This window comes from Leucobacter sp. cx-328 (assembly GCF_014530035.1).
Classification (GTDB): Bacteria; Actinomycetota; Actinomycetes; order Actinomycetales; family Microbacteriaceae; genus Leucobacter.
In genome coordinates this window covers 244,495-268,156 of the sequence record NZ_JACVMX010000002.1, presented here as the reverse complement: position 1 = coordinate 268,156, position 23,662 = coordinate 244,495, and the positions used below count along the sequence as shown (strand labels likewise).

Sequence of the window (23,662 nt, the reverse complement as noted above, 5' to 3'; positions counted from 1 at the left end):
GTTACACCGCTTTGACGTAGGTCAGCAGATGGAACTGGTGTTCGCCGTCGATCCAGAGTCCGTCACGGTCGCTGTCACGCTCGAATCCAAGCGATTCATAGAGCAGGTGTGCACCATCCATATGGGGTGCCGTTTTGAGGAAGACCGCTCGCCATCCTTGCGCAGCAGTGTGCTGCTCCACGAAGCGCATGAGCTGCGCGCCGATACCCTGCCGGCGCACCGCTGATGAGACAGCGAGCAGGCGCAGGTCGAGTTCGTCTACACGAACGTCCTCATGCAGCGGCGGGCCGTCGAGGCGCCTCGTCGTAATGCTGCCGACGGGCGTCTCGACGCCGGGCAGAAACGCGAGCCAGACGTCGAACTCCTTCGCGCGGTTGCGCGCGAAGTGCATGCTGTTCGGATCCGCGTCTTCATCTTGCGCGCCGTAATCGTGCGCGTACGCAGCGTCTACGAGCGTGTCAACGGCCGCGAAATCGACTGGCTCCGCGAGCCGCACCTGAATCTCGGTCACGCGGCGGGCGTCCAACCGAGCGCTGGGCCGATTTCGGTGGCGAGGACGCGGAGGATGTGCTTCCAGTCTTCGAGCTCGAACTCGAAGGGCAACTCGAAGATGTAGTCATCAGCTGCCTGGAACGCGACGTCGTTGCGGATGAACTCAACGATCTCCTCGGCCGTTCCGACGACGTCTGGAGCGATGATCGTTGCCTTACCGTGAACCTTCTCGGTGCGGGGCAGTCGGCCAGCGGCGTACGCTTCGTACTTTTCGATCTGCTCGGGGGTTGCGCCCGAGGTCGGCACGAGCACGCGAGCGACCGATGCGCGGGCCGCGTCACCAGCGGGATGCTTCGCGCGGAACGCTGCGATCTGGTTGCGCTGGACCTCACCGAAGTCACGGACGCCATTCTCGGTGGACGAAATGTTGCTGATGAGCCAGTTCAGGCCGGCCTCGCCTGCCCACTCTGCCGAGCGGAGCGATCCGCCGCCGTACCAGAGGCGATCCGAGAGACCCGCCGAGTGCGGCTCAACGCGCTCAGAATCGAAGTCTCCTCCGATGCCGTTGTACTCCGGGATCTCGCGCACGGGATCGCCGGCGAGCAGGCCACGCAGGCGCTGGATGCGGCCGTAGCCGTAATCTTCCTCGCGCCAGCCAGTGTCGTAGACCGCGTCGTTCACCGTGTCGTCACCGTAGCCGGGACCGTGCACGCTCAGGCCAGCAAGCACGCGGCCGCCTGCGAGCACGTCTGCGGTGCCGAGGTCTTCAGCGAGACGGAACGGGTTCTCGTAACCCACCGGAATGACCGCGCTGCCGAGGCCGATTCGCTCGGTCGCCTGCGACAGCGCACCGAACAGCACAGCCGGCGACGGCAGGCCGTACTGCATGTGGCGCGTGCGCAGCCAGCCGCTGTCGAGGCCGAGCTCTTCGGCGTACTGGAAGAGCTCGATCGCCTCATCCAAGCCCTTGCGAGGTGAGTCGCGGTCGAACGGCGCGAGGTGAATGAAGCCGAGGCTGCGGATCGGGCGGGGAGTCTGAGTCATGAGGAGTCCTAAAGTCTGAAATTAAATCTGGTACTCGGTGTTGCCGTGTGCGAGGTGGTAATCGTGCAGGAAGGCACGCGTACGCTCGTTCGCTTCGGCGCCGAAGAATTGCTCGGGCGGGAGATCTTCGCGGATCGCGCCACCCTCAAGGAAGACCACGCGGTTCGCGACCTGACGCACGAAGTGCATCTCGTGCGAGACGAGGATCATGGTCTGGCCTTCGCTGGCCACGCGGCGGATCGTCGCAAGCACCTCACCTACGAGCTCGGGGTCGAGCGCGCTCGTCGGCTCGTCGAGCAGCAACACCTCGGGCCGCATGGCAAGCGCGCGGGCGATGCCTACGCGCTGCTGCTGACCGCCCGAGAGCTGCGAGGGGTACTGATGCGAATGGTTGGTGAGGCCGACGCGGTCGAGCTGCTCGGCAGCTTCACGGAGGGCTTCGCCCTTGTCCAGGCCGCGAACGACCAGCAAGCCCTCAGCCACATTCTCGAGCGCGGTCTTGCGCGAGAAGAGGTTGAATGACTGGAACACCATCGCGGTTGCTCGCCGCAGGCGCAGCACGTCCGAATGCGATGCCGAAGCAGCATCGACCGTGGCGTCCCCGACGGTGATCGTGCCGCGACGCGGCTTCTCCAGCAGATTCGTGCACCGCAACAGCGTCGACTTGCCAGCGCCGGAAGGACCGACGAGCGCAGCCACCTCCCCCTGTTTCACGTCGAGTGAGACGCCATCGATCACGACGCGATCGCCGTATGCGGCTTCAATGTTGGTGAGCGAAATCATGCGGTGACCTCCTGTCGCTTCGCGCCCCATCCACCAAGACCGAAGCGGCTGCCGCGATCCGCGCGCTCGGTGAGATTCATACGCTGTTCGATGACACGAGCGATCTGCTCGATGACCACGGTGAGGATCCAGTAGAGGATCGCCGTTGCTAGGTATGCCTCGAAGAAGCGGTAGTCACGGCCACCGAGGATCTTCGCGTACGCCGTAATCTCCACGACGGAAACCACGAACGCGAGCGACGACGCCTTCAGCATGCCGATGAAGTTGTTCACGAGCGTCGGGAAAGCGATCACCGAGGCGTTCGGCACCGTGATGCGACGCAGCACCTGCCACGAGGTCATGCCGAGCGAGCGGCCGGCTTCGATCTCGCGCGGATCCACGGCCAACAACGCAGCGCGGATCGACTCCGAGCTATACGCCGCCTCAATGAGCGCGAACGTCACGACCGCGACAACAAAGGGCGAGATACCGAGAGCATCGTAGTCGGTGCCAAAGACCTGGTTTGTGTAGAGAACAGCAATCGGGACCGCGTTGACCGCGAGCAGCAGTTGCACGAGCGGCGGCGTACCGCGCAGGTACGAGACGAGCACCGCGATGATCTGGCTGAGAACCGGGATCTTTGCTTTCTTCACCAGCGCGATCGCGAGGCCAAGCACCGTGCCGAGCACCGTCGCGATGACGCTCAGGGCGAGCGTCATCGGAATGTATGGCAGCAGTGCGATCGCGTACTTGAGGATCGCCTCGAAGTCGATGATCTGGTTCATCGGGGAATTACTTCACGTTCTTCGGCGTGACGTCGTAGCCGAAGAACTCGTCGCTGAGCTTTGCGAGCGTGCCATCCTCATCGAGTTCACTGATCGCGCCGTTGATCTGCTCCACGATCGCGTCAACGTCATTCGTACGCTTCGAGAACGCGAACGCCGAATACAGGTTCGTGCCGAAGGTATCGCTGAGGTACTTGCCATCGAGCTCAGTGAAGTTGAGCTTGAGTGCGGTGTCAGGGCCGCCGAGCTCGTTGTAGACCACACGCTCGTTGAAGAGGAAGTCGATGCCACCGGTCGCAAGGTTCTTGTACTGGGTCTGAGTATCCAGCTCGGTGTACTCGATGCTGATCTCCTTGCCCGGGTTCTGCTCGTTGTACTGCTCGAGCACACGCGTGAAGTTCAGGCCGGGTTCACCATAGGTACGCTTGCCAGCGAGATCGTCGAGGCTCGTGATCTTCTGCGAGGCATCCTTGGTGATGATGCCGAACTGCGCCTCGATTGTCGGGGTTGCGAAGTCGTACTTCTCCTTGCGCTCCTCCGTTGCCGAGAGGTTGTTCGCAACGATGTTGTACAGACCAGAGTCCAGGCCAGCGAACAGCTGCGGGAAGTCAACAACCTCGAACTTGAACTCGATCTCTGGCAGCTTTTCATCGACTGCGCGCAGGATCTCAATGTCGTAGCCGGTGAGTTCGTCATTCTCGTCGAGGAACGTGTACGGCTTCGGGCTTGCGCCGGTCGCGACGGTCAGCGTCGTGACACCCTCTGCTGCTGCGGCTTCCTTCTCGGTCCCCGATGAGCACGCGGTCGCACCCATCGCGACAGCGGCGATGGCACTGAGGGCGAGGGTACTGCGGGCGATGCGATTCATGACGGATTCCTTTCGAAGGGCGGCATCGATACCGCCCGGGTTGCAAGTAGTTTTGCAAGCCAGAAAACATTAGTCGAGCTAATGCGTCACATTCTGCAATGTTTTGAATCAGATCAGCCCGCCGCTCGGCGCGCAGGCTGTCTTGCTCCGCAAGCGCCGCCGCAGCCAACCCCACAAGAATCCGTATTGAAAACAAGCACTTCGCGCACAGAGTAGGCAGGTAGACTTAACGGGTGACTGAGCGTGTATTGATTAAGGACCTGGCTGCCCGAGAAGACGGCCCCGTACGAGTATCCGGTTGGGTCGAGAAGGTACGTGACCAGCGTTACGTACAGTTCGTCGTCCTCCGCGATGAGTCGGGCGCTGTGCAGCTCGTCAATGGTGGCGTGCTTCGTGAGGCGGATCCAGAGAATCCCCGCTCCGACATCCTGGTGCCCCGCACCACCACCATTTCTGAGCTGACCCACGGCACCTTCGTGACCGTTGAGGGCGAGCTGCAGCACAACGAGCGCGTCAAGCTCGGTGGCGTGGAGATCCAGATTGAGACCATCGAGGTCATCACCAAGGCACTCCCCGACAACCCGGTCGCTGACGACTCGAACATCGATGTGCGCCTCGACTGGCGCTTCCTCGACCTGCGTCGTCCGGAGCAGAACCTCGTGTTCCGCGTCCAGACCACCTTCCTCCACGCTCTCCGCAACGTGTGGGTAGACCGCGGCTTCATCGAGATCCAGACCCCGAAGCTCATGGCTTCGGCTTCGGAGTCGCGCGCAGAGCTCTTCGAGGTCGAGTACTTCGAGGGCAAGGCGTTCCTCGCGCAGAGCCCCCAGTTCTTCAAGCAGATGGCGCAGGCTGCCGGCTTCGGCGGCATCTTCGAGGTTGGTCCCGCATTCCGTGCTGACCACTCGTTCACCTCGCGTCACGCGACCGAGTTCACCTCGATCGATACCGAGCTGTCGTGGATCGACTCGCACGAGGACGTCATGGAGCTCCACGAGGAGCTCATCGTGGCAGGTCTCGCAGCGGTCAAGGAGAAGCACGGCGAAGAGCTCCAGAAGCTGTTCAACGTTGACCTCGTTGTTCCCGAGCGCCCCTTCCCCCGCATCCCCCTCGCTGAGGCGAAGGAGATCGTCAAGGAGCGCGGCTACGAGATTCCCCGCGCAGATGCCGACATGGACCCCGAGGGCGAGCGCCAGATTGCTGCGCACGTCAAGGAAAAGTACGGTCACGACTTCGTCTTCCTCACCGACTATGCAACGTCGATCCGCCCGTTCTACCACATGCGTCACGCAGACAACCCGGAGCTGACCAACAGCTACGACCTCATCTACCGCGGCACCGAGATCTCGACCGGCGCTCAGCGCGAGCACCGCATCGAGGTACTCGAAGCACAGGCAATCGAGAAGGGCATGGACCCGAAGGAGCTCGGGTTCTACCTCGACTTCTTCCGCTACGGCGTTCCCGCACACGGTGGTTTCGGCATGGGCCTGAACCGCGTGCTCATGCTCATGCTTGAGCAGTCGTCAATCCGCGAGGTAACCTACCTCTTCCGCGGCCCGACCCGCCTGATGCCGTAAGGTTTTCACCCTGGCCTACGCGCCACGCTCGAGCCCCTGGTTGCAGTCTTGTACTGCGACCAGGGGCTCGTCCTTTGTCTGGGCGAGTGGTACCTCGGTGCCAGTCGGATACGCATGATCGAGCCTGTGGTCTGATGTGCCCCTGCGCGATCCGCCGCAAACTAGTCATATGAAGTCCACTCAGGCAAAGATTCTGACCGCCCTCGCAGCCGCGACGACGATGACTGGCGCCGCGCTGAGTCTTACCGGGTGCGCATTCATCGACAAAATGGCAACCACCTCCGCAAAGGTATGGGCTGTCACATACGAGCTCACAACCGATTCAACGCAGAGCGAGACCGTGAGCAACACCTCATATCGCGATACCCCCTCACGCGTAGAGGGTCAGATCATCGCAAGGCCGGGATTGCTCGACGTCTCAACTGAGGGCTGGCGCACGGAGACACTCGGCGTCGTCACCAAGGAGCTGAGCATCTCGGCCACACCGCCAGAGGGTGTTCGATTGACCTGCAAGATTCTCCTCGATGGCACCGAACAGATCGCGAGCGCCACAAGCGCTGCGCCAGGCGAGGCCGTGCGATGCGCAGTGAAGGCGCCCGAGTTCCCGAGCTAAGCTGCGAGTTATCCCAGTCGCGTGACGAGCTGCGCGATCCCGCGGTCGCCCGTCACGAAGCGGCCCGAGACCTCACGAATGACTGCCTGTAACGCGGCAGCAGCACGCGTCGGAGCCATATCCGAGCGCTTCGCAAGACTCACCGTGCGTGCGAGCGAGGTGTCGCGCAGCGGCGTGACCCGCAGCTCGGGCCGCATCGCCGCAACGAGGGCCGGCACCACTGCAACACCAATTCCGCGCTCAACGAAGCGAAGGGTCGCATCCATCTCCGCGCCCTCAACTGCGACGCGAGGGTCGAGATCCGCACCCCGGAACGCCGTGTCCATGGTCGCGCGCAAGTCGTAGTTCTCAGGGAAAAGGACCTGCGGAACCAGTGCGAGCTCTGCGAGCGATACCGTCGCGCCGAACGGGCTCGGGGCCGCGGCAGCCGAGACCGCCACGAGCCGCTCAGCGAGGATCGTCTCGCGCTCCAGAACCGCGCGCGCGGCGCCAGATGAGACACCCGTCACGATAAGCGCGAGGTCGAGGGAGCCCTCCATGAGGGCGGCGATGAGGCTGCGCGACCCGCTCTCAAGGATGCGAATATCGATACCGGGATACCGCTCGTGGAACTCCGCAAGCACCTCGGGCACGAGCGTTGTGCACAGCGTGGGAGGTGCGCCGAGGCGGATCCGCCCCTTGCGCAGACCGGCCAATTCGGCCATCTCATTGCGTGCGGTATCAGCGTCTGTGAGCATGCGTCGCGCGAGCGGAAGTAGCCTTTCGCCCGCCGCGGTGAGGCTCACGTTCCCGCGAGTTCGCTGAAAAAGCTCGACTCCGAGGTCGGTTTCGAGCGCCGCGATCTGCCGGCTGAGCGACGGTTGCGCGAGGTGCAATTGCTCTGCAGCCCGCGTGAAATGGCCAGTTTCGGCGATTTCCGCGAAGCCTCGAAGCTGCTCAAGATTCATGCTCGATAGCCTATGTGCATCGAAGCGATGATGACAATACATTGGAGTTATCGACAGAGCGCGCCTAGCGTGGCCTCCATGAACACAGCGACCGCCGAAACGGCAGCCCCAACTGAACGTCAGCTCTCCACCTCCGTGCTCGTCATCGGTACGGGTGGCGCGGGTCTGCGAGCCTCGATCGAGCTCGCAGAACGCGGTGTCCAGGTGCTCGCTGTCGGCAAGCGCCGCAAGCACGATGCCCACACGACGCTCGCCGCAGGCGGCATTAACGCGGCGCTCGGCACCATGGACCCCGAAGACACCTGGGAGCAGCACGCAGCTGACACCCTGCGAGAGTCGTACTTCCTCGGTGACCCGGCGATCATCGAGACAGTGACCCGCGGCGCATCGCAGGGCATCGCGGATCTCGTGCGCTGGGGCATGCCGTTCGCTCGCGAGGAAGATGGGCGGATCAGCCAGCGCTTCTTCGGCGCTCACAAGTACCGCCGCACCTGCTACGCGGGCGACTACACGGGACTCGAGATTCAGCGCACGCTGCTGCGTCGCGCTCGTGAGCTCGAGGTTCCCGTTATCGACACGGTCTACATCACCCGCCTGCTCTCTCACGAGGGCCGCATCTTCGGTGCGTACGGCTTCGACATCGTCGACGGCGTCCCGGTCGTGATCCACGCTGATGCGGTGATCCTCGCTGCTGGCGGCCACAACCGCATCTGGCGCAACACCTCCTCGCGCCGTGATGAGAACACCGGTGACTCGTTCCGCCTGGCGGCGCTTGCTGGCGGCAAGATCCGCGACGCTGAACTCGTCCAGTTCCACCCGTCGGGCATCCTCGAACCCGCCGATGCAGCAGGCACACTCGTGTCGGAGGCCGCTCGCGGCGAGGGCGGCATTCTCACCAATGCGCTCGGCGAACGATACATGTCGAAGTACGATCCCGAGCGCATGGAATTGTCGACCCGTGACCGCGTCGCACTCGCGAGCTTCACCGAGATTGCTGAGGGCCGTGGCACCACCAACGGCGGCGTCTTCCTTGACGTCTCCCACCTGCCACGCGAGGTGATCTTCGAGAAGCTGCCCCGCGTCTACCGCAACCTCATCGATCTGCAGATGCTCGACATCACGAAAGAGCCGATCGAGATCGCGCCGACCGCGCACTACTCGATGGGTGGCGTGTGGGTCGATGCGGAGTCGCACAACACCGGCGTCGCTGGTCTCTACGCGATTGGCGAGGCATCAAGCGGTTTGCATGGCGCAAACCGCCTCGGTGGCAACTCACTCATTGAGCTGCTCGTGTACGGCCGGATCACCGGCGCCGATGCCGCGAACTACGCCAAGAACCTCACGACCGTGCATCGTTCACCCGAGGCTGTGGCCGAGGCTCGCGCCGAAATGCAGCACCTGCTCACGAGCATGGGCACCGAGACGCCACGCGTGCTGCAGCGCGAGCTGCGTAACATCATGAGCGATCATGCCGGTGTCGTGCGCAGCGAAGAGAGCCTGCTTGCTGGTCTCGCAAAGCTGGCGGATCTAGAGTCGCGCGCGGAGCACATCGGTGTTCACCCCGACATCGCAGGCTTCGATGACCTGGCACACGCCTACGACCTGTACGGCTCGTTGCTTGCAGCGCGCGCGACCCTTGAGTGCGCGCTGGAACGTCGCGAGACCCGCGGCTGCCACAACCGTTCGGACTTCCCTGAGCAGAGCGATGAGCTGCGCGGCAACTTCATCTGGTCGCCGGTCGATGGCGTGACGTTCGAGCCTGCAGCTGAGGCCCCAGATTCGTTCCGCGATCTCGCCAACGAGGCAATCGACACCTCGGTAGCTGGCAAGCTCGTCGAGTAGTCGCTCACGCTTCCCGGCTGACGTGCGGGGTCGACCAGGTGCTTGGTCGGCCCCGCACGTGTGTTCCCGGTGTAAGGGCGCGGATCACGCCTGGCGGCGAACCACCACGAGTGAGTCTTCGAGCTCGTGTTCGTGCCCGTCAGGGCCGGTGGCCCTGCGAATCTTGATTGACGCGTCGATAATTTCGAAGGCTTTGCCGTCTTCCCGAGTGGTGACTCCGGTGGCCGCGAGACCGAGCGTTGCGAGCTCGCCCTCGGGACGGTGGAAGTCGCCGGGGCCGTGGCCTTTTGCCCAGCCCGGTGCCGACGCGTGCGACAGCAGCACGAGCGAGCCGCCAACGGTGAGTCGGTCGAGCGCCCGGCGGATGATCTTTTCGCGTGGCAGTTCAACCGGCGACTGGAAGAAGCTTGCCGTGACGAGGTCAAACCCTTCGGGTTCACCGTCGATAGCTGCGGGGTCGTCTGCCCACTCCCCCAGATCGGCCGCGATGAAGCGGGCGTTCTTGATGCCGCGATCCGCCAACTCGGCGTTACCGCGCGAGGTCGCCGTTGCCGAGAGATCAATACCGAGTGCTTTCCAGCCGCGCTGCGCGAGCCACAGCACGTCACCGCCCTCGCCGCAGCCGAGGTCAAGGGAGCGACCCGCGGGGAGCTGCTCGACCGCAGCCTCCAGCGTGCGGTTCACGTTGCCCGACCAGATGCGCTCGGAGTCCGAGTAACGCTGCTCCCAGAACTCCGTAGGGTTCTGGTCGCTCGGCTCGCTACCGTGGCCACCGCCGTGGCCGTGCGCGTTTGCCTCGCGATGCGCACCGTTCTGGTGAGCACCGTCGTGCTGCGAGTCGTCAGCCTCGGCGGCGTGCTTGGGGGAAGAAGTCACTCGGTCTCCGCTTCTCTGTTTCTTGTTATTCGGCGTCGTCTGCGAGGAGGCCAGCTGCAATTGCGGCGATGTGGGGCACGTCGGTACCGCAGCAGCCACCAAACAGACGCGCCTGCGGCACGAACTCGCGCAGAGCAAGCAGCTGCGCAGCGAACACCTCAGGCGAATCTGCGGCGTCGTCATCGTGACGAGCTGCATTCAGGCGGAAGCCAGCGATGCGATCAGTCGAGGTGTGCGCGCCAATAGCCTTTGCGGCTTCACTCGGATGCGCACAGTTCACCAGGAACCCCTGCGCGTAGTCATTCGTCGCGCGATCAACCTCGACGATTGCGTCGCTCACAGTAGTGCCGTCGGCGAGCAGGCCGTCGGCACCAACACCAAAGGAAACCACCACCGGCACGTCCATACGCTTTGCTGCGCGGGCGATGCCGACGGCTTCATTCACGTAGCCCATGGTGACGGCGCCGATACGGTTGGCGCCAGCCACGGCAAGCGCACGCACCTGAGGCAGGTGGTACTCCTCTGCTTCTTCTGCCGACATCAGTTCAGCATCAGTCGGCTCGTCAACGCGAGGGCCAATGCAGCCGCCAACGGTGAGCGTGACATTGCCGTCAACGCTGGCAGCGGCGTCACGCACGAACTCAACAGCGGCACGATTAATACGGGCAAGCGCAGCGGCGTCATACCCGAGCACATCGCCCCATGCGCTACTTGCACGCCAGGTCGGCGTATCAAGCGAGATCGGAAGCTCAGCTGCAACAGCGAGCTCAATGAACGGCTTGTAATACTCGGTCAGCGCGGCACGACCTGCGTCGGTCTCAAGCAGCTCGAATGCTGCAAACTCACGCAAGCTCTGGCCCAGGCGCTCTTCAAGTGCAGTCTCGATGCCACCATCGGCAATTGTGTTTGGCATGTTTCGCTCCTTCGCTGAACATCGACGTGGGGCAACGCTACCAACTGCCACTGACATCGCGCTCAGGTGTTCGCGAATAGCGGTAGACGCGCGAGTCTATAGATATGCCACTCCATTAATGAACGACATTGCCAACACACGAGTAAGGCCCCCGCATCCCGCGAGGGCCTCACTGCACGCAACTATCTATGCTTCAGCGTGAACGAGCTGCTTCTTGTTCGATTGAGCGCGGGCTAGCACGTAGTAGATCGTCATGGTTGCAACGAAACCTACGAGCCACGCAATGTCGATGAATTGCAACGACTCAGCAAGGAATCCGGTGTACAACGGCGTGATCATGAAGGGCAGCTGCACGATGATGCCGAGTGCGTAGCTCCACAGGCCAACGGGGTTCCACTTGCCGTACTTGCCGCCGTCGGGCATGAACATGTCGCCGATCGAGTATTCACCCTTGTGAATGACAAAGTAGTCAATGAGGTTGATCGCAGACCACGGAATGAGCACGTACAGCAAGATGGTGAGGAACGCATCGAACATGGTCATGAAGTCGCCCTGACCAGCGAGCGCAATCACCGTGGCGATACCACCAGAAATGATCGTCGTCCAGACGCGCACTCGAGAAGTGATGATCACGTTGAAGTTAGACTGCAGCACCGTCAGCCCATTCATCACGGCAGAGTAAAGCTCCACACCGTTGATCAGTGCAGAACTCACCGCAAAGATCAGCAGCACGATCAACCCGAAGCCACCCAGGTATTCGCCAAGCGCAGCGAGCGGATTCTCCGCGTTCACCGCACCGAGCAGAACGCCGAGCGACATCACGAAGACCGAGCTCAGTACGAGACCGAGATAGGTCGCCCAGAAGGCAGTCTTGGGGCCGGTCTTCTTCGGCAGGTAGCGCGTGTAGTCAGAGACGTAAGGCGCATATGCCAACTGCCAGACAACACCGATTGCGAGCATTGCAAAGAAGCCCTCGAAGTTGAACGCCGCGTCACTACGCGACACCGTGACCTCAGGGTTGAAGGCGAGAAGCACCATTGAACTCGCTACCGCCAGACCGATGATGATCGCAAGCCAGCTCATGGTCTTGCGCAGCAGGTCATAGCCAAAGACGCACAGCACGATGCCGACGAGGGCAAAGCCAAGAATAGCGACGGTGCCGTTGAACGCGGGGAACACCGCGAGCAGCGCATCCTTCGCAACGATCAGGATGCCGGCGAAGAAGCCCATGAACATGATGAACGCAATAATCGCGAACAGACTTGCACCCATGTATCCGAACTGCGCGCGTGCCTGCAACATCTGCGGGATGCCAAGGTGCGGGCCCTGCGATGCGTGCAACGCTGCACCGAACGCGCCAATCACGTTGCCCGTCACGATCGCGATGATGCTCCACATGATCGACAGCCCGTAGGCGCCACTCGCGATCGCGCCCGTGACGACCGCAAGCGGCATCATGTTCAAGCTCACCCAGATTGCGAACACTGACCAGTTTGTACCGGTGCGCTTGTTCTCCGGGATCGGCATGATGTGCTCTTGCTCGAACTGGATAAATGACTTGGTTACCGGGGCATGGCCCTGATGTTGAGTCTCTGACATTTGGTCTCTCCTTTGAGGCGGCCGCAATTACGTACAGCCAGGTGTCTGTAATCAGACAAATGCACTCGGATCACAAATGCGAACAGTCTTTCTCGATAGTTGGCATCTGTTTTGCTGAACTTGTTTGGGCGTGATCACACGCGCGGTGATGGGTCACGCACATATACGGAATCTCCGCCGAGCATCGTGCGTTGCACCCGCAGTTGGTCAAAGCTTTCTGCACCGAGAATCGGCCCTGTCAGAAACACGAGATCTGCCTGTTTCCCGGCTTCGATACTGCCGATCTCTGTTTCACAACCTGCAATCTCTGCTGCGCCAAGCGTGTAGGCGCGGATCGCTGTTTCAACGCTCAGTCGTTGCTCCGGTTGAGCTGGCACACGAGATTCAGGGTTCAAGGCATGCAAATCTGCAGCGGGTGCCGTTCGCGTGCAAGCGGTGTGCAATCCCCAGAGCGGATCCGGGCTGGTGACGGGCCAATCACTCCCCATGGCCAGGTGTGCCCCGGCACGCTCGAGCGCACCAAACGGGAAGTGGAAACGAGCTCGCTCAGAGCCGATGACCGGGAACTTTCGCTCAAGAATCTCTTGATCGTTCCGCGCCCAGAGCGCTTGCAAGTTAGCCGTCACTCCGAGTTGTGCAAAACGTTCAAAATCGGCAGGGTGCACGACGTCAAGATGCGCGATCTGGTGCCGCTCCCCCGACCCGTTCTGAGCACGCGCGTGAGCGACCGCGTCTAGGCACTCTCTCACCGCACGGTCACCAACTCCGTGGAAGTGCACGCTGAACCCTGCCGCATCAACTGCAGCGGTAATGAGGTTGAGATCCTCCGGCGAAATAACTGATTCGCCACGGATGCCTGGGTGTGCTCCTCTGTACGGCTCAATGAGTGCCGCCGTACAGTTTTCACAAATTCCGTCTTGCATGATCTTGACGCTTCGCACATCAAATCCAGCACGTTGTGCCCCTGCAATTCGCTCAAACATCTCAGGCAGGTACTCCGGACCAGCTGCTGGCGGCCACCACATCGACCCCGTCACGCGGGCGCGAAGTGAACCCTCAGAGAGTGTCTCGAGGTAGCTCGGGAGGCAATCTGGCAGCGTGAGGTACGCGCCCAGAATTGCGTCATGCCAGGCGGTAATGCCAAGAGAGAATAGGTGCTCTTGCGCGGCCAAGAGACCAGACCGTAGATCTTCTGGCTGGTGTGCTGGAATCAATTGGGTCACCAGCTCACCGGCGGTGTCAAACAGCATGCCGGTGGCTTCGCCAGCATCATCTCGCACGATGCGCCCAGCAGGTGGATCACTGGTTGACGCATCGATTCCGGCAAGTGCAAGCGCTCTTGAATTCACCCAAACACCGTGCGCATCGTGACTTGTGAACACCGCCGGCCGGTCAGGAATGAGCTCATCGAGCAAAGCCTTGGTTGGCAAGCCACCGGGGAAGGCGTCGCCAAACCACCCTGCCCCAACCACCCATTCGCTGTGGTGATCCGCCGCAAACTCCGTGATGAGGCGCGCATAGCCCGCTACCGAGTGCTCCGCGTCAAGATCACAACCGAGCAGCCCGAGGCCACCAGCCTGTGCATGGACGTGCGCATCGTGGAAGCCAGGCAGCAAGGCCGCACCTGCCGCGTCGATCCGAACCGTACCCGCAACTGCAAGCGCAGTAATCTCAGCATCCGTACCAACTGCCACGATCCGCCCGTCAGCGATTGCGAGTGCAGTGCAGCGACTCCGTGCCGGGTCCCAGATCTGCGCGCCGGTGATGACAGTGTCAACACTCATACATTTGCTCCAATACTCACGGGCGACGTCTTGGTAATTGCCGACTTCTTCCACATTCCATACACGACGGCTGGCACAAAGAAGCCGACAATCCACGCGACATCGACAAAGCCCAGCGGCTCAGCAAGCGGGCCGGTGTACATGTTCGTCACCATAAACGGAATCTGTACAACAAGACCGAGCGCGTAAGTCCACAGACCGATGCTGTCCCACTTCCCATACATGCCACCGTCACGCTCAAACATGTCTCCCACGCGGTACTCACCCTTGCGAAGGACAAAGTAGTCGATGAGGTTGATCGCAGACCACGGAATCAAGACGTACAGCAGAATCGTCACGAAATCACCGAAGATCAGCAGGAAGTTATCCTTACCGAGCAGCGCGCCGGTCATTGCGAGCAACGCGTAGGCGATCGTCATGATGACGCGCTTAGAGGTATTGATCCGAATCTTCGCAGAGATCGTTTCGAGCACAGTAAGTGAGCACATCACACCGGAGTAGATGTTCGATGAGTTCATGACGGCCGATGCAACGCCAAATGCAAACAACACGATCGGGCCAAAGCCACCAAGCAAGCGTCCAAGCGCGGCCATCGTGTCTCCGTCGGTCGTCGTCAGACCAACAAGGGCGCCGAGAATCATCACCGTGACGGTGCCAATGACCAGGCCGAGGTAGGTAGCCCAGAACGCCTGCTTCGAGCCGCCAGCCTTCGGCATGTACCGCGAGTAGTCAGATACATACGGTGCGTACGCGAGCTGCCACGTCACACCAATCGCAAGCATGCCGAAGAAGCCTGCAGTGTTGTAGCCAAGTTCCTGCGTCACAACAAACGTTGCTGGGTTGCTCACAGCGATAACGATCGAAACAACAACAAGCAGCCCAATGACGATGGAAAACACGGCCATGAGCTTTCGCACGAGGTCGTAACCGAAGATCGCTACCGCCAGCGCAATCGCAGCACAGACGATGATGCCAATGTTCAGGGTTTCGCTATTGAACACGGCAGCGAAACTCTGTGCCGCGACGACGAGGTTTGAAGCGAAGAACCCCAAAAACATGATGAGCGCAATGAGAGCGAGCAGGCTGCCACCGTAATACCCGAACTGCCCACGCGCCTGCAGCATCTGCGGGATACCAAGTTGTGGGCCCTGCGATGCGTGGAGTGCAGCGCCAAGGCCACCGATGACGTTGCCGATGATGACGGCAGTGATGGTCCAGCCCAGTGACAGCCCAAACAGGCTTGGGCCAAGCGCTCCGGTAACCACCGTGAGCGGAAGCATGTTGATTCCCAGCCAGACAAAGAACAGACCTCGCGTTGTACCGTGCCGTTCGTCTTCTGGAATGGGGCGAATGTGTCGCCGTTCGAAGGTGACGATCTTGGTCGTCGAGGTGGTCAGTTTCGGGTATTCACTCATGAGTTGCCAATCGCCATTGATTAGAGAAGTGTGTTTGAGTGCGGATCGTTCCAAGCTGCCGATCCGCGGACCCCCGATTTCAGGGTCGAAACTTGCCAGCCGTCTGCACGGCAAAATGGTCGTGCGGCGCCCCGGGAACCCCGGAGCACCGCACGTGACACATGGCTGCTTAGAGGCCTGCGCGGTCCGTTGCGATAGTGAATGCCTGGTCGAGCAGGCCTGCCATCTCATCGATGTCGTCACGTGTCATCACGAGCGGCGGCGAGACCTGCACGAGGGGGTTACCCTCTGCGTCGATCGCGACACGAGCGATGAGTCCAACACTGTTGAGCGCGGGGTTGAGGAAGCCATCAACGAACTCACCGGCACTGATGGGGGTATCTTCCCAGCGCTTCGTGGTCTTGTTCGTCACGAGCTCGAAGCTACGGTGGAAGCCGTCGCCGCGGAAGTCGCCGACGATCTTGGAGTGCTTCTCTGCGACAGCGGTGAGCTGCTGCTCGAGGTACGGGCTGAGCTCTGCCACGTTCTCGACGACGCCTTCGCGCTCCATGATTTCGAGGTTCTTGAGCGCGGCTGCACATGCGACGGGGTGACCGCCGTAGGTGAGTGCGTGGTTGAACATGCCAACAGGGCCGTCGAGTACGGTCTCGATGATCTTGTCGCTTGCGATGACACCACCGAGCGGCATGTATGCCGAGGCGATGCCCTTCGCGAAGACGATCATGTCGGGCTGGAAACCGTAGTGCTGCGAGCCGAACCACGAGCCAAGGCGGCCGAATCCGGTGATGACCTCATCGGCGATCATGAGGATGCCGTACTTGTCGCAGAGCGCGCGAACGCCAGCGAAGTACTCGGGAGTCGGCGGCTTCAGGCTGCCGCCTGCGTTCTGCAGCGGCTCCATGATGATCGCTGCAACAGTCTCAGGACCCTCCTGCACGATCAGCGATTCGAGTTCACCCAGCAGGAACTCAGTCGTCTGCTCGGGGGTCTCCCCCTCGGGACGACGATAGCGCTTGGTGTTGTGCGTGTGACGCACACCAGACATGAGCGGCTCGAACATCGCACGGACGTTGGTCATGCCATTGAGCGACATCGCACCGAAGCTGGTGCCGTGGTAGGCGACGCGACGGGCAATGAACTTGGTACGGCTGCCCTGACCGATGGTCTGCTGGTACTGACGAGCAAGCTTGATTGCGGCCTCGTTCGACTCGCCACCGCCCGATGCAAAGAAGACTCGGTTGAGATCGCCGGGAGCGAGCTGCGCAATCTTCTGCGCGAGCTTTGCTGCGGGCGGGTGAGCAACGCTCCAGGTGGTCTGGTACGGAAGCTCAGCGAGCTGATCGCGTACCGCGTCGCCTACCTCGGCTCCGTAGGTGTAGCCGAGCTGCACGCAGAAAAGACCTGCGAGGCCGTCGAAGAAGCGGTTACCGTCTTCGTCGAATACCGAGCAGTGCTCGCCGCGCACGAATACCGGGAGCACGTCCTCACGGTACTTGCTTGCGGGGGTGAAATTCATCACCAGGTGGCGCTTGGCAATCTCGGCAAGACCGCTTTCGGTGGGTGCCGCATTCTGCTGGGTCGTCATTGTCTGTGTCCTCTCAATCGACGCTGACTGGGACGATAGAAACCGTCTACGCGTCCCATCGTTGCAGCGCGTTGCTGTTCGCGAAAATATTTTCTGAAGGTGAGCTAGATCACTTGAAGTGATCTAGCTCACCTGGGGGGCGGATCAGCCCCACTGCATCCAAGTGGTCTTGTAATCCGTGTAGTTTTCCAGGGCGTGAATCGAGAGATCGCGGCCGAAGCCCGACTGCTTAAATCCGCCGAACGGCGTCGTGAAGCCGAGCGCATCGACGGTGTTCACCGAAACTGTGCCTGCAACGAGACGCTCAGAGACGCGGTGCGCGCGGCGCAGGCTCCCAGTCCACAGTGACGCTGCGAGGCCATACGGGGTCTCGTTTGCTTTCGCGATAGCTTCGTCTTCGGTGTCGAACGGGGTCACGACAGCCACAGGGCCAAAGATCTCGCGGGTGTGCACCTCGTGATCCGCCGCAACATCAGTCACGATTGTCGGCTCAATGAACGCCTTCGACCCATTGATCTCGGGGCGGTTGCCGCCGGAGAAGATCGTGCCGTCACGACGTGCGTTCTCGATGGTTGCCCACACCGTATCGGCGTGCGCCTCCGATACGAGTGAACCACAGCCGGTGGCGGGATCAAGCGGGTCACCGGGGAAATACGCCTGCGAAGCCGCAGCGAACAGCTTGAGGAACTCCGGGTACACCGAGCGCTCAACGAAGACGCGTGAGTTCGCCGAGCAGATCTCACCTTGGTTGTAGAAACTGCCAAACGCGGCCTTCTCCGCGGCAAGCTGCAGGTCATCGCAATCAGCAAAGATGAGGTTCGAGCTCTTACCGCCTGCTTCGAGAGCAAGCCGCTTCATGTTCGACTGCCCTGCGTACTGCTGCAGCTGCTTCGCCACTTCGGTCGAGCCGGTGAATGCAAGCATGTCGACATCATTGTGCGTACCGAGGGCTTTGCCAACCTTTGATCCGCGCCCTGTGACGACGTTGAGGACACCCGCCGGAATACCGGCCTCGATCGCGATCTCAGCGAGCAGCAGCGTCGAGTGCGATGCCTCAACCGGGGGCTTCACCACAACGGTGTTGCCTGCGGCGAGCGCGGGGGCAAGCTTCCAAGTTGCGATTTCGAGCGGGTAGTTCCACGCGACGATCACGGCGATCACACCGAGGGGTTCCCGAGTGACCAGAGCGGTTGAGCCGGGAGGGGTGACGGGGATGAGGTCCTCCTGCTTCTCAATGGCTTCGCCGTAGAAACGATAGAGAGCGGCGGATCCCGGCGCATCGATCGCCATCGCCTCACGCACGGGCTTGCCCATGTCGATCGAGTCATAGAGCGCGAACTCTTCTGCTCGAGCTTCAATGAGGCGGGCGAACTCGAGCAGGCGTTCACGTCGGTATCCTGCGCCGGCGCGTGACCAAACACCTGACTCGTATGTGGCACGGGCAGCGGCAACGGCTGCGTCGACTTCGGTATCTCCGCAATCGTGGATCTGCGAGATCACCTCACCCGTTGCAGGGTTGCGCTTCTCAATCGTGGAATCTGAGCTAGCGGCAACGCGGGTGCCGTTGATGAACGGGCGGCCGTCAAAGGTGAGTGCAGCTGCCGCTGCCTTCCACTCGGCAAGGGTGCGAGACATGTCTCTCTACTTTCACTTCTTAGAGGGGTCCGCTGCAGCGTGCGGATTGCAGCGTGCGGCGGACCCCAGTGCGTTGAGCGTGTGTGGTTATTCGTTTTCGGAGCGTTTGGGCAGGAGTTCTACCGGGATGCGCACGGTCGCGGTTTCAAGATCCTGCTCCTTGATGAGCGGGATTCCCTTGGTTTCAGGAATCGAAATGACGGTGATGATGCCAACCACACCAACCGCTGCCAGGAAGAATCCGGGTACGAGCATGTTGCCCGTCGACTCGAGTAGCCAGGTGAGCACGTATGGTGCGGTACCGGCAAAGAGGGCTGCGGTGAGTGCGTACGCAATCGAGAGTCCCGTCTGACGGGTTCGGGTTGGGAAGAGCTCGACCACGGTAACCGCATGAGTGCCGAGGGTGATTGCCAGAATGAGGGCCAGACCGAGGGTCGAGGTAAAGACTGCCCAGTCCTCACCGATCGTCATGAGGTAGAAGAGTGGCACGGCTAACAGCGTCTGGGTCACCGCAGCAACCATGAGCACTGGCTTGCGGCCGACCTTGTCTGAGGCCATTCCGGCAAGCGGCACGATGATGAGGCCGAGCGCAGAAGCCAAAGTGGACAGGAGCGCCGCACGGCCAGCATCGAAGCCGACGTATACCTCTTGGTAGGTGAGCAAGTACACGAGCACGACGTAGAACGTCACGTTCATGAAGATCTCCATGCCACAGGTCTGGATGAACTCCTTGAGGTTGCGCTGGAACACTTCCTTGACGGGAGCCTCAGATACGACCTCAAGCTCTTCAAGCTGCTTGAAGTCAGGGGTGTCTTCGATCTTGCGACGAATGTACAGGCCAACGAAGCCAAGCGGCACCGTGATCAAGAAGGGAATGCGCCAAGCCCAGTCAATGATCTGCTGATGATCAAACGCAAGGTTCAAAAGGTATACGACGAGGGATGCCAGCAAGAAGCCAAGCAGACTGCCGACTTCAAGCCAGCTCACGCCAAAGCCGCGCCGTTTAGCTGGTGAGAACTCTCCGAGGAACGCAGCCGCACTGCCAAATTCGCCGCCAGCTGCAAGGCCCTGCACCACACGTGTCAGGATCAACAGCACCGGAGCCGCCATACCGATCACAGCGTAGCCAGGCAGAATTCCAAGTACGAGCGTGGCAAGGGCCATCGCGAGAATCACAATCGAAAGCGTCTTCCGGCGGCCGAGTCGATCGCCCAGGCGGCCAAAGATCACGGCACCAATGGGCCGCACCAAGAACGACACCGCGAAGACAGCGAAGGTCGCGAGAAGGCCAGCGGCCTTGCTCTCCGCAGGGAAGAACACGATTGCGAGTGTGCTTGCCATATAGGCATATACAGCCCAGTCGAACCAGTGCACGAGCACACCGATCGAACCGGCAACGACACTCTTCCTCAGGTTCCGTGGATCAACGAGCTCGCTCGCGTCTCGGGTCTGTTGTGATGTCGACATTGACTATCAATTCCTTGACTAGGTGGCGAGAAAATCTCGCCGGGGTATTAGTTCCGACGCCGCGCGAGTGCGACGTCGAGGGCCGTCCAGGCGAGTGCCGTCGCGCCGTCGCGGAGCGTTTGCTCAGCGACCGGCCCCACGCACGCGGCTGCAAATTCTGGCTGGTGGTTGCTTGCAGTGCCACCGACCCCGATATAGGGGTGGATCCCGTCAACGACGAGGGAGACATTGCCCATATCGGTTGACGCTCTGTTCATCGTCGCAGCAGCCGGATCGACGTTGAAGTCACGGCCGAGCGCCTGAGCGTTGGCGCGATAAAGGTCGAGTGCCGCGTTATCAGCGCGCATCTCGGAGTACCGGCCACCCTCCGGAGTGACGGTGAGCTTCGCACCGGTCGCAAGCGCGCCTGCTTCGAAGCAGTTGAGCACCCGCTGTTCGAGCGCGAGGAGCTGCTCAGTCGTTTCTGCACGTACGTACCAACGGCCCTCGGTGCGCTCGGGGATCGCGTTGGGCGCCTCGCCCCCGCGCGTCTGCACTCCGTGCACCCGAACGGAAGACGGCAGCTGTTGACGCATGAGTGCGATTGCGGTCTGCGCAATGACGAACGCGTCGTTCGCATTGGTTCCGCGCTCGGGGTATGCGGCAGCGTGTGCAGACTTTCCGTCGTACTGAATATGCCAGTGCGTGACCGCGAACGGCTCTGCCTCTGCCACATCGACGGGTGCGGGGTGCGCCATGAGCGCGAAGTCGAGCTCCGTGAACGCACCTCGCTCAAGCAGCTCGATCTTGCCGCCGTAGCCTTCCTCAGCGGGGGTACCGATGACCTCGACCGTCAACCCAGCTTCTTCTGCCACCTCAGCGAGCGAGATCGCCCCACCTGCCGACATCGCAGAGATGAGGTTGTGCCCGCACGCGTGCCCGAGTCCGGGAAGCGCGTCGTACTCCGCGAGGAACCCCACGGTGAACGCAGCACCCGGGTTGAACACCGCGCGGAACGCCGTCGGCAGCCCAAGGTACGGCTGCTCGACTTCGAAGCCGTGAGCAAAGAGCACCGCGGCGACCGCGGCCGACGAACGGTACTCGTCCCAACCCAGCTCGGGGTCGGCATGCAGCTGATTCGAGAGGCGGATCAGCGCTGCATCGACCTGCTGCTCTCGATCCGCGATCCGCTGTTTCAGGGTCGTGGTCATCGGTCTGTTCCGTTCTGCTCTACTCGTCGCCTGGAACGCCGTACGACGGCGCAGCGTCGGGGTTCAGGCCACGGCTCACGTAGTCGTCACGCTGGGGCAGCCACTCAGTGAGGGCGCTGCGCAGATCAGCGATCGGGTCCGCTGCCCAGTCGACGCGAAGATCGGTCACGCGCCACCCAGCGTTGCTCACAACCGAAATGCCGGCCGAGTGCACCGGCCCTTCCTCGCCACCTGCCGCGATGGCGGCCTCGAGCGCGGCCATCAGGCGCTCCTCGATACGACCGCTCGCCGACAAGGCCGTGTCTACGAGCACGTCGAGCACGTCGAGGCTTGCGAGCATGTTGCCACCAGCCACAGCGTTTTCACGCACCGCAGCGCCAAAGTTGCCGAGGGCTCGGCCGCCCGAGAAGACCGCAGGTCGGCCAGCGTTGTCGAGCGCGAGCAGCTGGCGGTAATCGATGGTTGCCGGATCCGCGCCCGCAACCACCACATCAATCGCGGCCTGCGCCGTACGGCCGCTCCGCAGTTCTTCGATGAGCTTGGGACCGAGGCGCGGATCAGTGACGTTCTGCGAGTGCGCTCCGCCGACTCCATCAGCAAGGTTTACGCAACGTGCCGCCACAGCTGGCGACGACGACGAGATGGCCGAGCCAAACTCCCCCGTAATGGGATCGCGAAGGATCAGTGAAAACGTCATGGCTACTTCACCTCGGGAATGACGGCGGTCGCGTCAATCTCAACGAGCCACTCAGGTCGAGCGAGCGCCTGCACGACGATGCCGGTCGAAACGGGGTACACGCCTTTGAGCCACTTGCCAACGGTGCGATAGACGTCCTCGCGGTAGCGGGGATCAATGATGTAGATCGTGACCTTGACGATGTCTTCGAGCTTGGAGCCGGCCTCATCGAGGAGCATCTTGATGTTCTTCATCGCCTGCTCGGTCTGCGCGGTGACATCGCCGATGCCGACCGATTCACGCGTCTCGAGATCCTGACCAATCTGCCCGCGCAGGTATACGACGCCATTCGCGACGACCGCCTGGCAGAGGTCGTTGTCGAGGTTCTGCTCGGGGTACGTTTCCTTCGTATTGAACTTACGAATACGGACGTGGGTCGTTTCAGACACGGTGTCTCCTCATTGAGTGCTCTGATGCTCGGCATCACTGGCGTAAATTCGCCTTTCCACCTATTCTCAGAAGCAACACTATATCTGTAAAATAGGCAAAAGATAGCTAGTCCATCTGGTAAACAGATTCAGCTATAAATTGCCAGATCACCACACAGAGGCTCAACGATGACCCAACGTTTTTCGATCACGCTCACCCAGCTCAGCTACTTCATCGAGTGCGCAAAGACGCTCAACATGACAGTGGCCAGCCAGAAACTACACGTCGCGCAGTCGGCTGTGTCGACCGCGATTTCTCACCTGGAACGCTCCCTCGATACGACGCTCTTCATCAGGCAGCATTCCAAGGGCCTCATTCTCACACCCTCGGGTGAGCACCTGTTGCGCGATACCCAGCAGATGTTCGGCATGCTCACCGACACCATCGATTCCATCAACGCCGAACGCAATGAGGTACGCGGCTCGATCACCGTCGCGGTGTTCAGCACGATCGCACCGTTCATGATCCCCCAGCTCGTGGACCGGGTACAGCAGCGTCACCCGCAGCTCGAACTCGAGATCATCGAGGGCGACTACGAAAGCAACCTCGCGGCAGTGCGCGGCGGTCGCGCAGAGATTTCGGTCGGCTATGCCCTCACCGATGCGGAGGGGATCGAACGCGAGAGCGTCGGCAGTGTGCGCCCCTACGTGCTCTTGCCAGTCGATCACCCGCTGGCGCACGAGTCGATGGTAGAGCTGTCAGAGCTCGCTGACGACCCATTCGTGCTTCTCGACCTCCCAGACAGCAACGACTACTTCCTCGACATTCTGCGCGGCGCAGGCGTCACGCCGAATCTCGCCTACCGTAGCTCGAGCTACGAGACCGTGCGCTCAATGGTCGCCACGGGCCTCGGCTACACGATTCTCAATCAGCGACCGCGGATCAGCCAGACCTACACCGGGCGTAGCGCCGTCGCAGTGGAGATCCTTGGCGACGTCCCGAGCCTCATATTGACGGTGTCATCGCTCGAACAGCTGTCACGTTCAGCACGTGCGCTCGCGGTGACTGACATCGTGCGTGAAATCGTGGCCGAGCAGCCCGGTCGCGCGGTCGGGAAAGCTGGGGAGTAGCCCCCGTTAAAGAGCAAGTTGAGTTCGTTGTAG

The 23,662-nt window shown here is 61.5% G+C and carries 21 protein-coding genes; 4 read left to right on the top strand and 17 right to left on the bottom strand.

The window, feature by feature from the left end:
* Position 1 precedes the first annotated feature (1 nt).
* The 5 genes from ICL81_RS03850 to ICL81_RS03830 are packed head-to-tail and all read right to left on the bottom strand — an operon-like array spanning position 2 to position 3,951.
* On the bottom strand, positions 2-511 hold the full coding sequence (locus ICL81_RS03850) for a GNAT family N-acetyltransferase (protein ID WP_188033650.1): 510 nt from the start codon (positions 509-511) through the stop codon (positions 2-4).
* Positions 508-1,536, bottom strand: coding sequence for an LLM class flavin-dependent oxidoreductase (locus ICL81_RS03845; RefSeq protein ID WP_188033649.1), 1,029 nt, complete (start codon positions 1,534-1,536; stop codon positions 508-510). Before ICL81_RS03845 ends, ICL81_RS03850 begins: the two co-directional genes overlap by 4 nt.
* Positions 1,537-1,557: 21 nt before the next feature.
* Complete coding sequence (locus tag ICL81_RS03840; protein ID WP_188033648.1) at positions 1,558-2,319, bottom strand: amino acid ABC transporter ATP-binding protein; 762 nt, start codon at positions 2,317-2,319, stop codon at positions 1,558-1,560.
* The gene (locus ICL81_RS03835) at positions 2,316-3,083 is read right to left on the bottom strand and encodes an amino acid ABC transporter permease (protein ID WP_188033647.1); all 768 of its coding nucleotides are present in this window, start codon (positions 3,081-3,083) and stop codon (positions 2,316-2,318) included. The genes ICL81_RS03840 and ICL81_RS03835 overlap by 4 nt, the downstream gene beginning before the upstream one ends.
* 7 nt (positions 3,084-3,090) lie before the next feature.
* Positions 3,091-3,951 carry a transporter substrate-binding domain-containing protein gene (locus ICL81_RS03830; RefSeq protein WP_188033646.1) on the bottom strand — a complete coding sequence of 287 codons (861 nt, stop codon included), beginning with the start codon at positions 3,949-3,951 and terminating at the stop codon, positions 3,091-3,093.
* A 233-nt stretch (positions 3,952-4,184) separates the two neighbouring features.
* On the opposite strand from ICL81_RS03830, the gene aspS reads away from it, so the two are divergent.
* Both aspS and ICL81_RS03820 read left to right on the top strand, forming a co-directional pair.
* Complete coding sequence (gene aspS, locus ICL81_RS03825; RefSeq protein ID WP_353055408.1) at positions 4,185-5,528, top strand: aspartate--tRNA(Asn) ligase; 1,344 nt, start codon at positions 4,185-4,187, stop codon at positions 5,526-5,528.
* 169 nt (positions 5,529-5,697) lie between these two features.
* Entirely contained in the window at positions 5,698-6,141 is a 444-nt protein-coding gene (locus ICL81_RS03820; RefSeq protein WP_188033645.1) for a hypothetical protein, read from the top strand.
* A gap of 8 nt (positions 6,142-6,149) precedes the next feature.
* Here ICL81_RS03820 and ICL81_RS03815 read toward each other — a convergent pair whose 3' ends face one another.
* On the bottom strand, positions 6,150-7,088 hold the full coding sequence (locus ICL81_RS03815; protein ID WP_188033644.1) for a LysR family transcriptional regulator: 939 nt from the start codon (positions 7,086-7,088) through the stop codon (positions 6,150-6,152).
* Positions 7,089-7,166: 78 nt separating this feature from the next.
* On the opposite strand from ICL81_RS03815, the gene ICL81_RS03810 reads away from it, so the two are divergent.
* Positions 7,167-8,930 (top strand): FAD-binding protein, encoded by a 1,764-nt coding sequence (locus tag ICL81_RS03810; protein WP_188033643.1) that lies wholly within the window; start codon positions 7,167-7,169, stop codon positions 8,928-8,930.
* Between the two features lie 84 nt (positions 8,931-9,014).
* Here the strand turns inward: ICL81_RS03810 and ICL81_RS03805 are convergent, their stop codons facing one another.
* The 11 genes from ICL81_RS03805 to ICL81_RS03755 form a co-directional block, all read right to left on the bottom strand.
* Complete coding sequence (locus ICL81_RS03805; protein ID WP_188033642.1) at positions 9,015-9,806, bottom strand: class I SAM-dependent methyltransferase; 792 nt, start codon at positions 9,804-9,806, stop codon at positions 9,015-9,017.
* A 25-nt stretch (positions 9,807-9,831) separates the two neighbouring features.
* The gene (locus ICL81_RS03800; protein ID WP_188033641.1) at positions 9,832-10,719 is read right to left on the bottom strand and encodes a homocysteine S-methyltransferase family protein; all 888 of its coding nucleotides are present in this window, start codon (positions 10,717-10,719) and stop codon (positions 9,832-9,834) included.
* A gap of 186 nt (positions 10,720-10,905) precedes the next feature.
* Positions 10,906-12,318: a cytosine permease gene (locus ICL81_RS03795; protein ID WP_188033640.1), complete on the bottom strand. Its 1,413-nt coding sequence runs from the start codon at positions 12,316-12,318 to the stop codon at positions 10,906-10,908.
* Between the two features lie 134 nt (positions 12,319-12,452).
* Positions 12,453-14,102 (bottom strand): amidohydrolase, encoded by a 1,650-nt coding sequence (locus ICL81_RS03790; RefSeq protein WP_188033639.1) that lies wholly within the window; start codon positions 14,100-14,102, stop codon positions 12,453-12,455.
* Entirely contained in the window at positions 14,099-15,517 is a 1,419-nt protein-coding gene (locus ICL81_RS03785) for a cytosine permease (RefSeq protein ID WP_188033638.1), read from the bottom strand. The genes ICL81_RS03790 and ICL81_RS03785 overlap by 4 nt, the downstream gene beginning before the upstream one ends.
* A gap of 169 nt (positions 15,518-15,686) precedes the next feature.
* The gene (locus tag ICL81_RS03780; RefSeq protein ID WP_188033637.1) at positions 15,687-17,102 is read right to left on the bottom strand and encodes an aspartate aminotransferase family protein; all 1,416 of its coding nucleotides are present in this window, start codon (positions 17,100-17,102) and stop codon (positions 15,687-15,689) included.
* A 144-nt stretch (positions 17,103-17,246) separates the two neighbouring features.
* Positions 17,247-18,737 carry an aldehyde dehydrogenase family protein gene (locus ICL81_RS03775; RefSeq protein ID WP_188033636.1) on the bottom strand — a complete coding sequence of 497 codons (1,491 nt, stop codon included), beginning with the start codon at positions 18,735-18,737 and terminating at the stop codon, positions 17,247-17,249.
* Between the two features lie 87 nt (positions 18,738-18,824).
* On the bottom strand, positions 18,825-20,204 hold the full coding sequence (locus tag ICL81_RS03770) for an MFS transporter (RefSeq protein WP_188033635.1): 1,380 nt from the start codon (positions 20,202-20,204) through the stop codon (positions 18,825-18,827).
* Positions 20,205-20,251: 47 nt separating this feature from the next.
* On the bottom strand, positions 20,252-21,394 hold the full coding sequence (locus ICL81_RS03765; protein WP_188033634.1) for a M20 family metallopeptidase: 1,143 nt from the start codon (positions 21,392-21,394) through the stop codon (positions 20,252-20,254).
* Positions 21,395-21,413: 19 nt separating this feature from the next.
* On the bottom strand, positions 21,414-22,091 hold the full coding sequence (locus ICL81_RS03760; protein WP_188033633.1) for a DUF1028 domain-containing protein: 678 nt from the start codon (positions 22,089-22,091) through the stop codon (positions 21,414-21,416).
* Positions 22,092-22,093: 2 nt separating this feature from the next.
* A complete protein-coding gene (locus tag ICL81_RS03755; RefSeq protein ID WP_188033632.1) occupies positions 22,094-22,519 on the bottom strand; it encodes a RidA family protein in 426 nt (141 codons plus the stop codon).
* Between the two features lie 168 nt (positions 22,520-22,687).
* On the opposite strand from ICL81_RS03755, the gene ICL81_RS03750 reads away from it, so the two are divergent.
* Complete coding sequence (locus ICL81_RS03750; protein ID WP_188033631.1) at positions 22,688-23,629, top strand: LysR substrate-binding domain-containing protein; 942 nt, start codon at positions 22,688-22,690, stop codon at positions 23,627-23,629.
* Positions 23,630-23,662 lie beyond the last annotated feature (33 nt).

What these genes read in the sequence shown, in the direction of transcription:
- ICL81_RS03765 (WP_188033634.1), bottom strand. Translation starts at nt 21,394, where the DNA reads ATGACCACGACCCTGAAACAGCGGATCGCGGATCGAGAGCAGCAGGTC.
- ICL81_RS03800 (WP_188033641.1), bottom strand. Translation starts at nt 10,719, where the DNA reads ATGCCAAACACAATTGCCGATGGTGGCATCGAGACTGCACTTGAAGAG.
- ICL81_RS03760 (WP_188033633.1), bottom strand. Translation starts at nt 22,091, where the DNA reads ATGACGTTTTCACTGATCCTTCGCGATCCCATTACGGGGGAGTTTGGC.
- ICL81_RS03785 (WP_188033638.1), bottom strand. Translation starts at nt 15,517, where the DNA reads ATGAGTGAATACCCGAAACTGACCACCTCGACGACCAAGATCGTCACC.
- ICL81_RS03840 (WP_188033648.1), bottom strand. Translation starts at nt 2,319, where the DNA reads ATGATTTCGCTCACCAACATTGAAGCCGCATACGGCGATCGCGTCGTG.
- ICL81_RS03750 (WP_188033631.1), top strand. Translation starts at nt 22,688, where the DNA reads ATGACCCAACGTTTTTCGATCACGCTCACCCAGCTCAGCTACTTCATC.
- ICL81_RS03845 (WP_188033649.1), bottom strand. Translation starts at nt 1,536, where the DNA reads ATGACTCAGACTCCCCGCCCGATCCGCAGCCTCGGCTTCATTCACCTC.
- ICL81_RS03830 (WP_188033646.1), bottom strand. Translation starts at nt 3,951, where the DNA reads ATGAATCGCATCGCCCGCAGTACCCTCGCCCTCAGTGCCATCGCCGCT.
- ICL81_RS03810 (WP_188033643.1), top strand. Translation starts at nt 7,167, where the DNA reads ATGAACACAGCGACCGCCGAAACGGCAGCCCCAACTGAACGTCAGCTC.
- ICL81_RS03820 (WP_188033645.1), top strand. Translation starts at nt 5,698, where the DNA reads ATGAAGTCCACTCAGGCAAAGATTCTGACCGCCCTCGCAGCCGCGACG.
- ICL81_RS03835 (WP_188033647.1), bottom strand. Translation starts at nt 3,083, where the DNA reads ATGAACCAGATCATCGACTTCGAGGCGATCCTCAAGTACGCGATCGCA.
- ICL81_RS03770 (WP_188033635.1), bottom strand. Translation starts at nt 20,204, where the DNA reads ATGTCGACATCACAACAGACCCGAGACGCGAGCGAGCTCGTTGATCCA.
- ICL81_RS03790 (WP_188033639.1), bottom strand. Translation starts at nt 14,102, where the DNA reads ATGAGTGTTGACACTGTCATCACCGGCGCGCAGATCTGGGACCCGGCA.
- ICL81_RS03775 (WP_188033636.1), bottom strand. Translation starts at nt 18,737, where the DNA reads ATGTCTCGCACCCTTGCCGAGTGGAAGGCAGCGGCAGCTGCACTCACC.
- ICL81_RS03795 (WP_188033640.1), bottom strand. Translation starts at nt 12,318, where the DNA reads ATGTCAGAGACTCAACATCAGGGCCATGCCCCGGTAACCAAGTCATTT.
- ICL81_RS03815 (WP_188033644.1), bottom strand. Translation starts at nt 7,088, where the DNA reads ATGAATCTTGAGCAGCTTCGAGGCTTCGCGGAAATCGCCGAAACTGGC.
- ICL81_RS03780 (WP_188033637.1), bottom strand. Translation starts at nt 17,102, where the DNA reads ATGACGACCCAGCAGAATGCGGCACCCACCGAAAGCGGTCTTGCCGAG.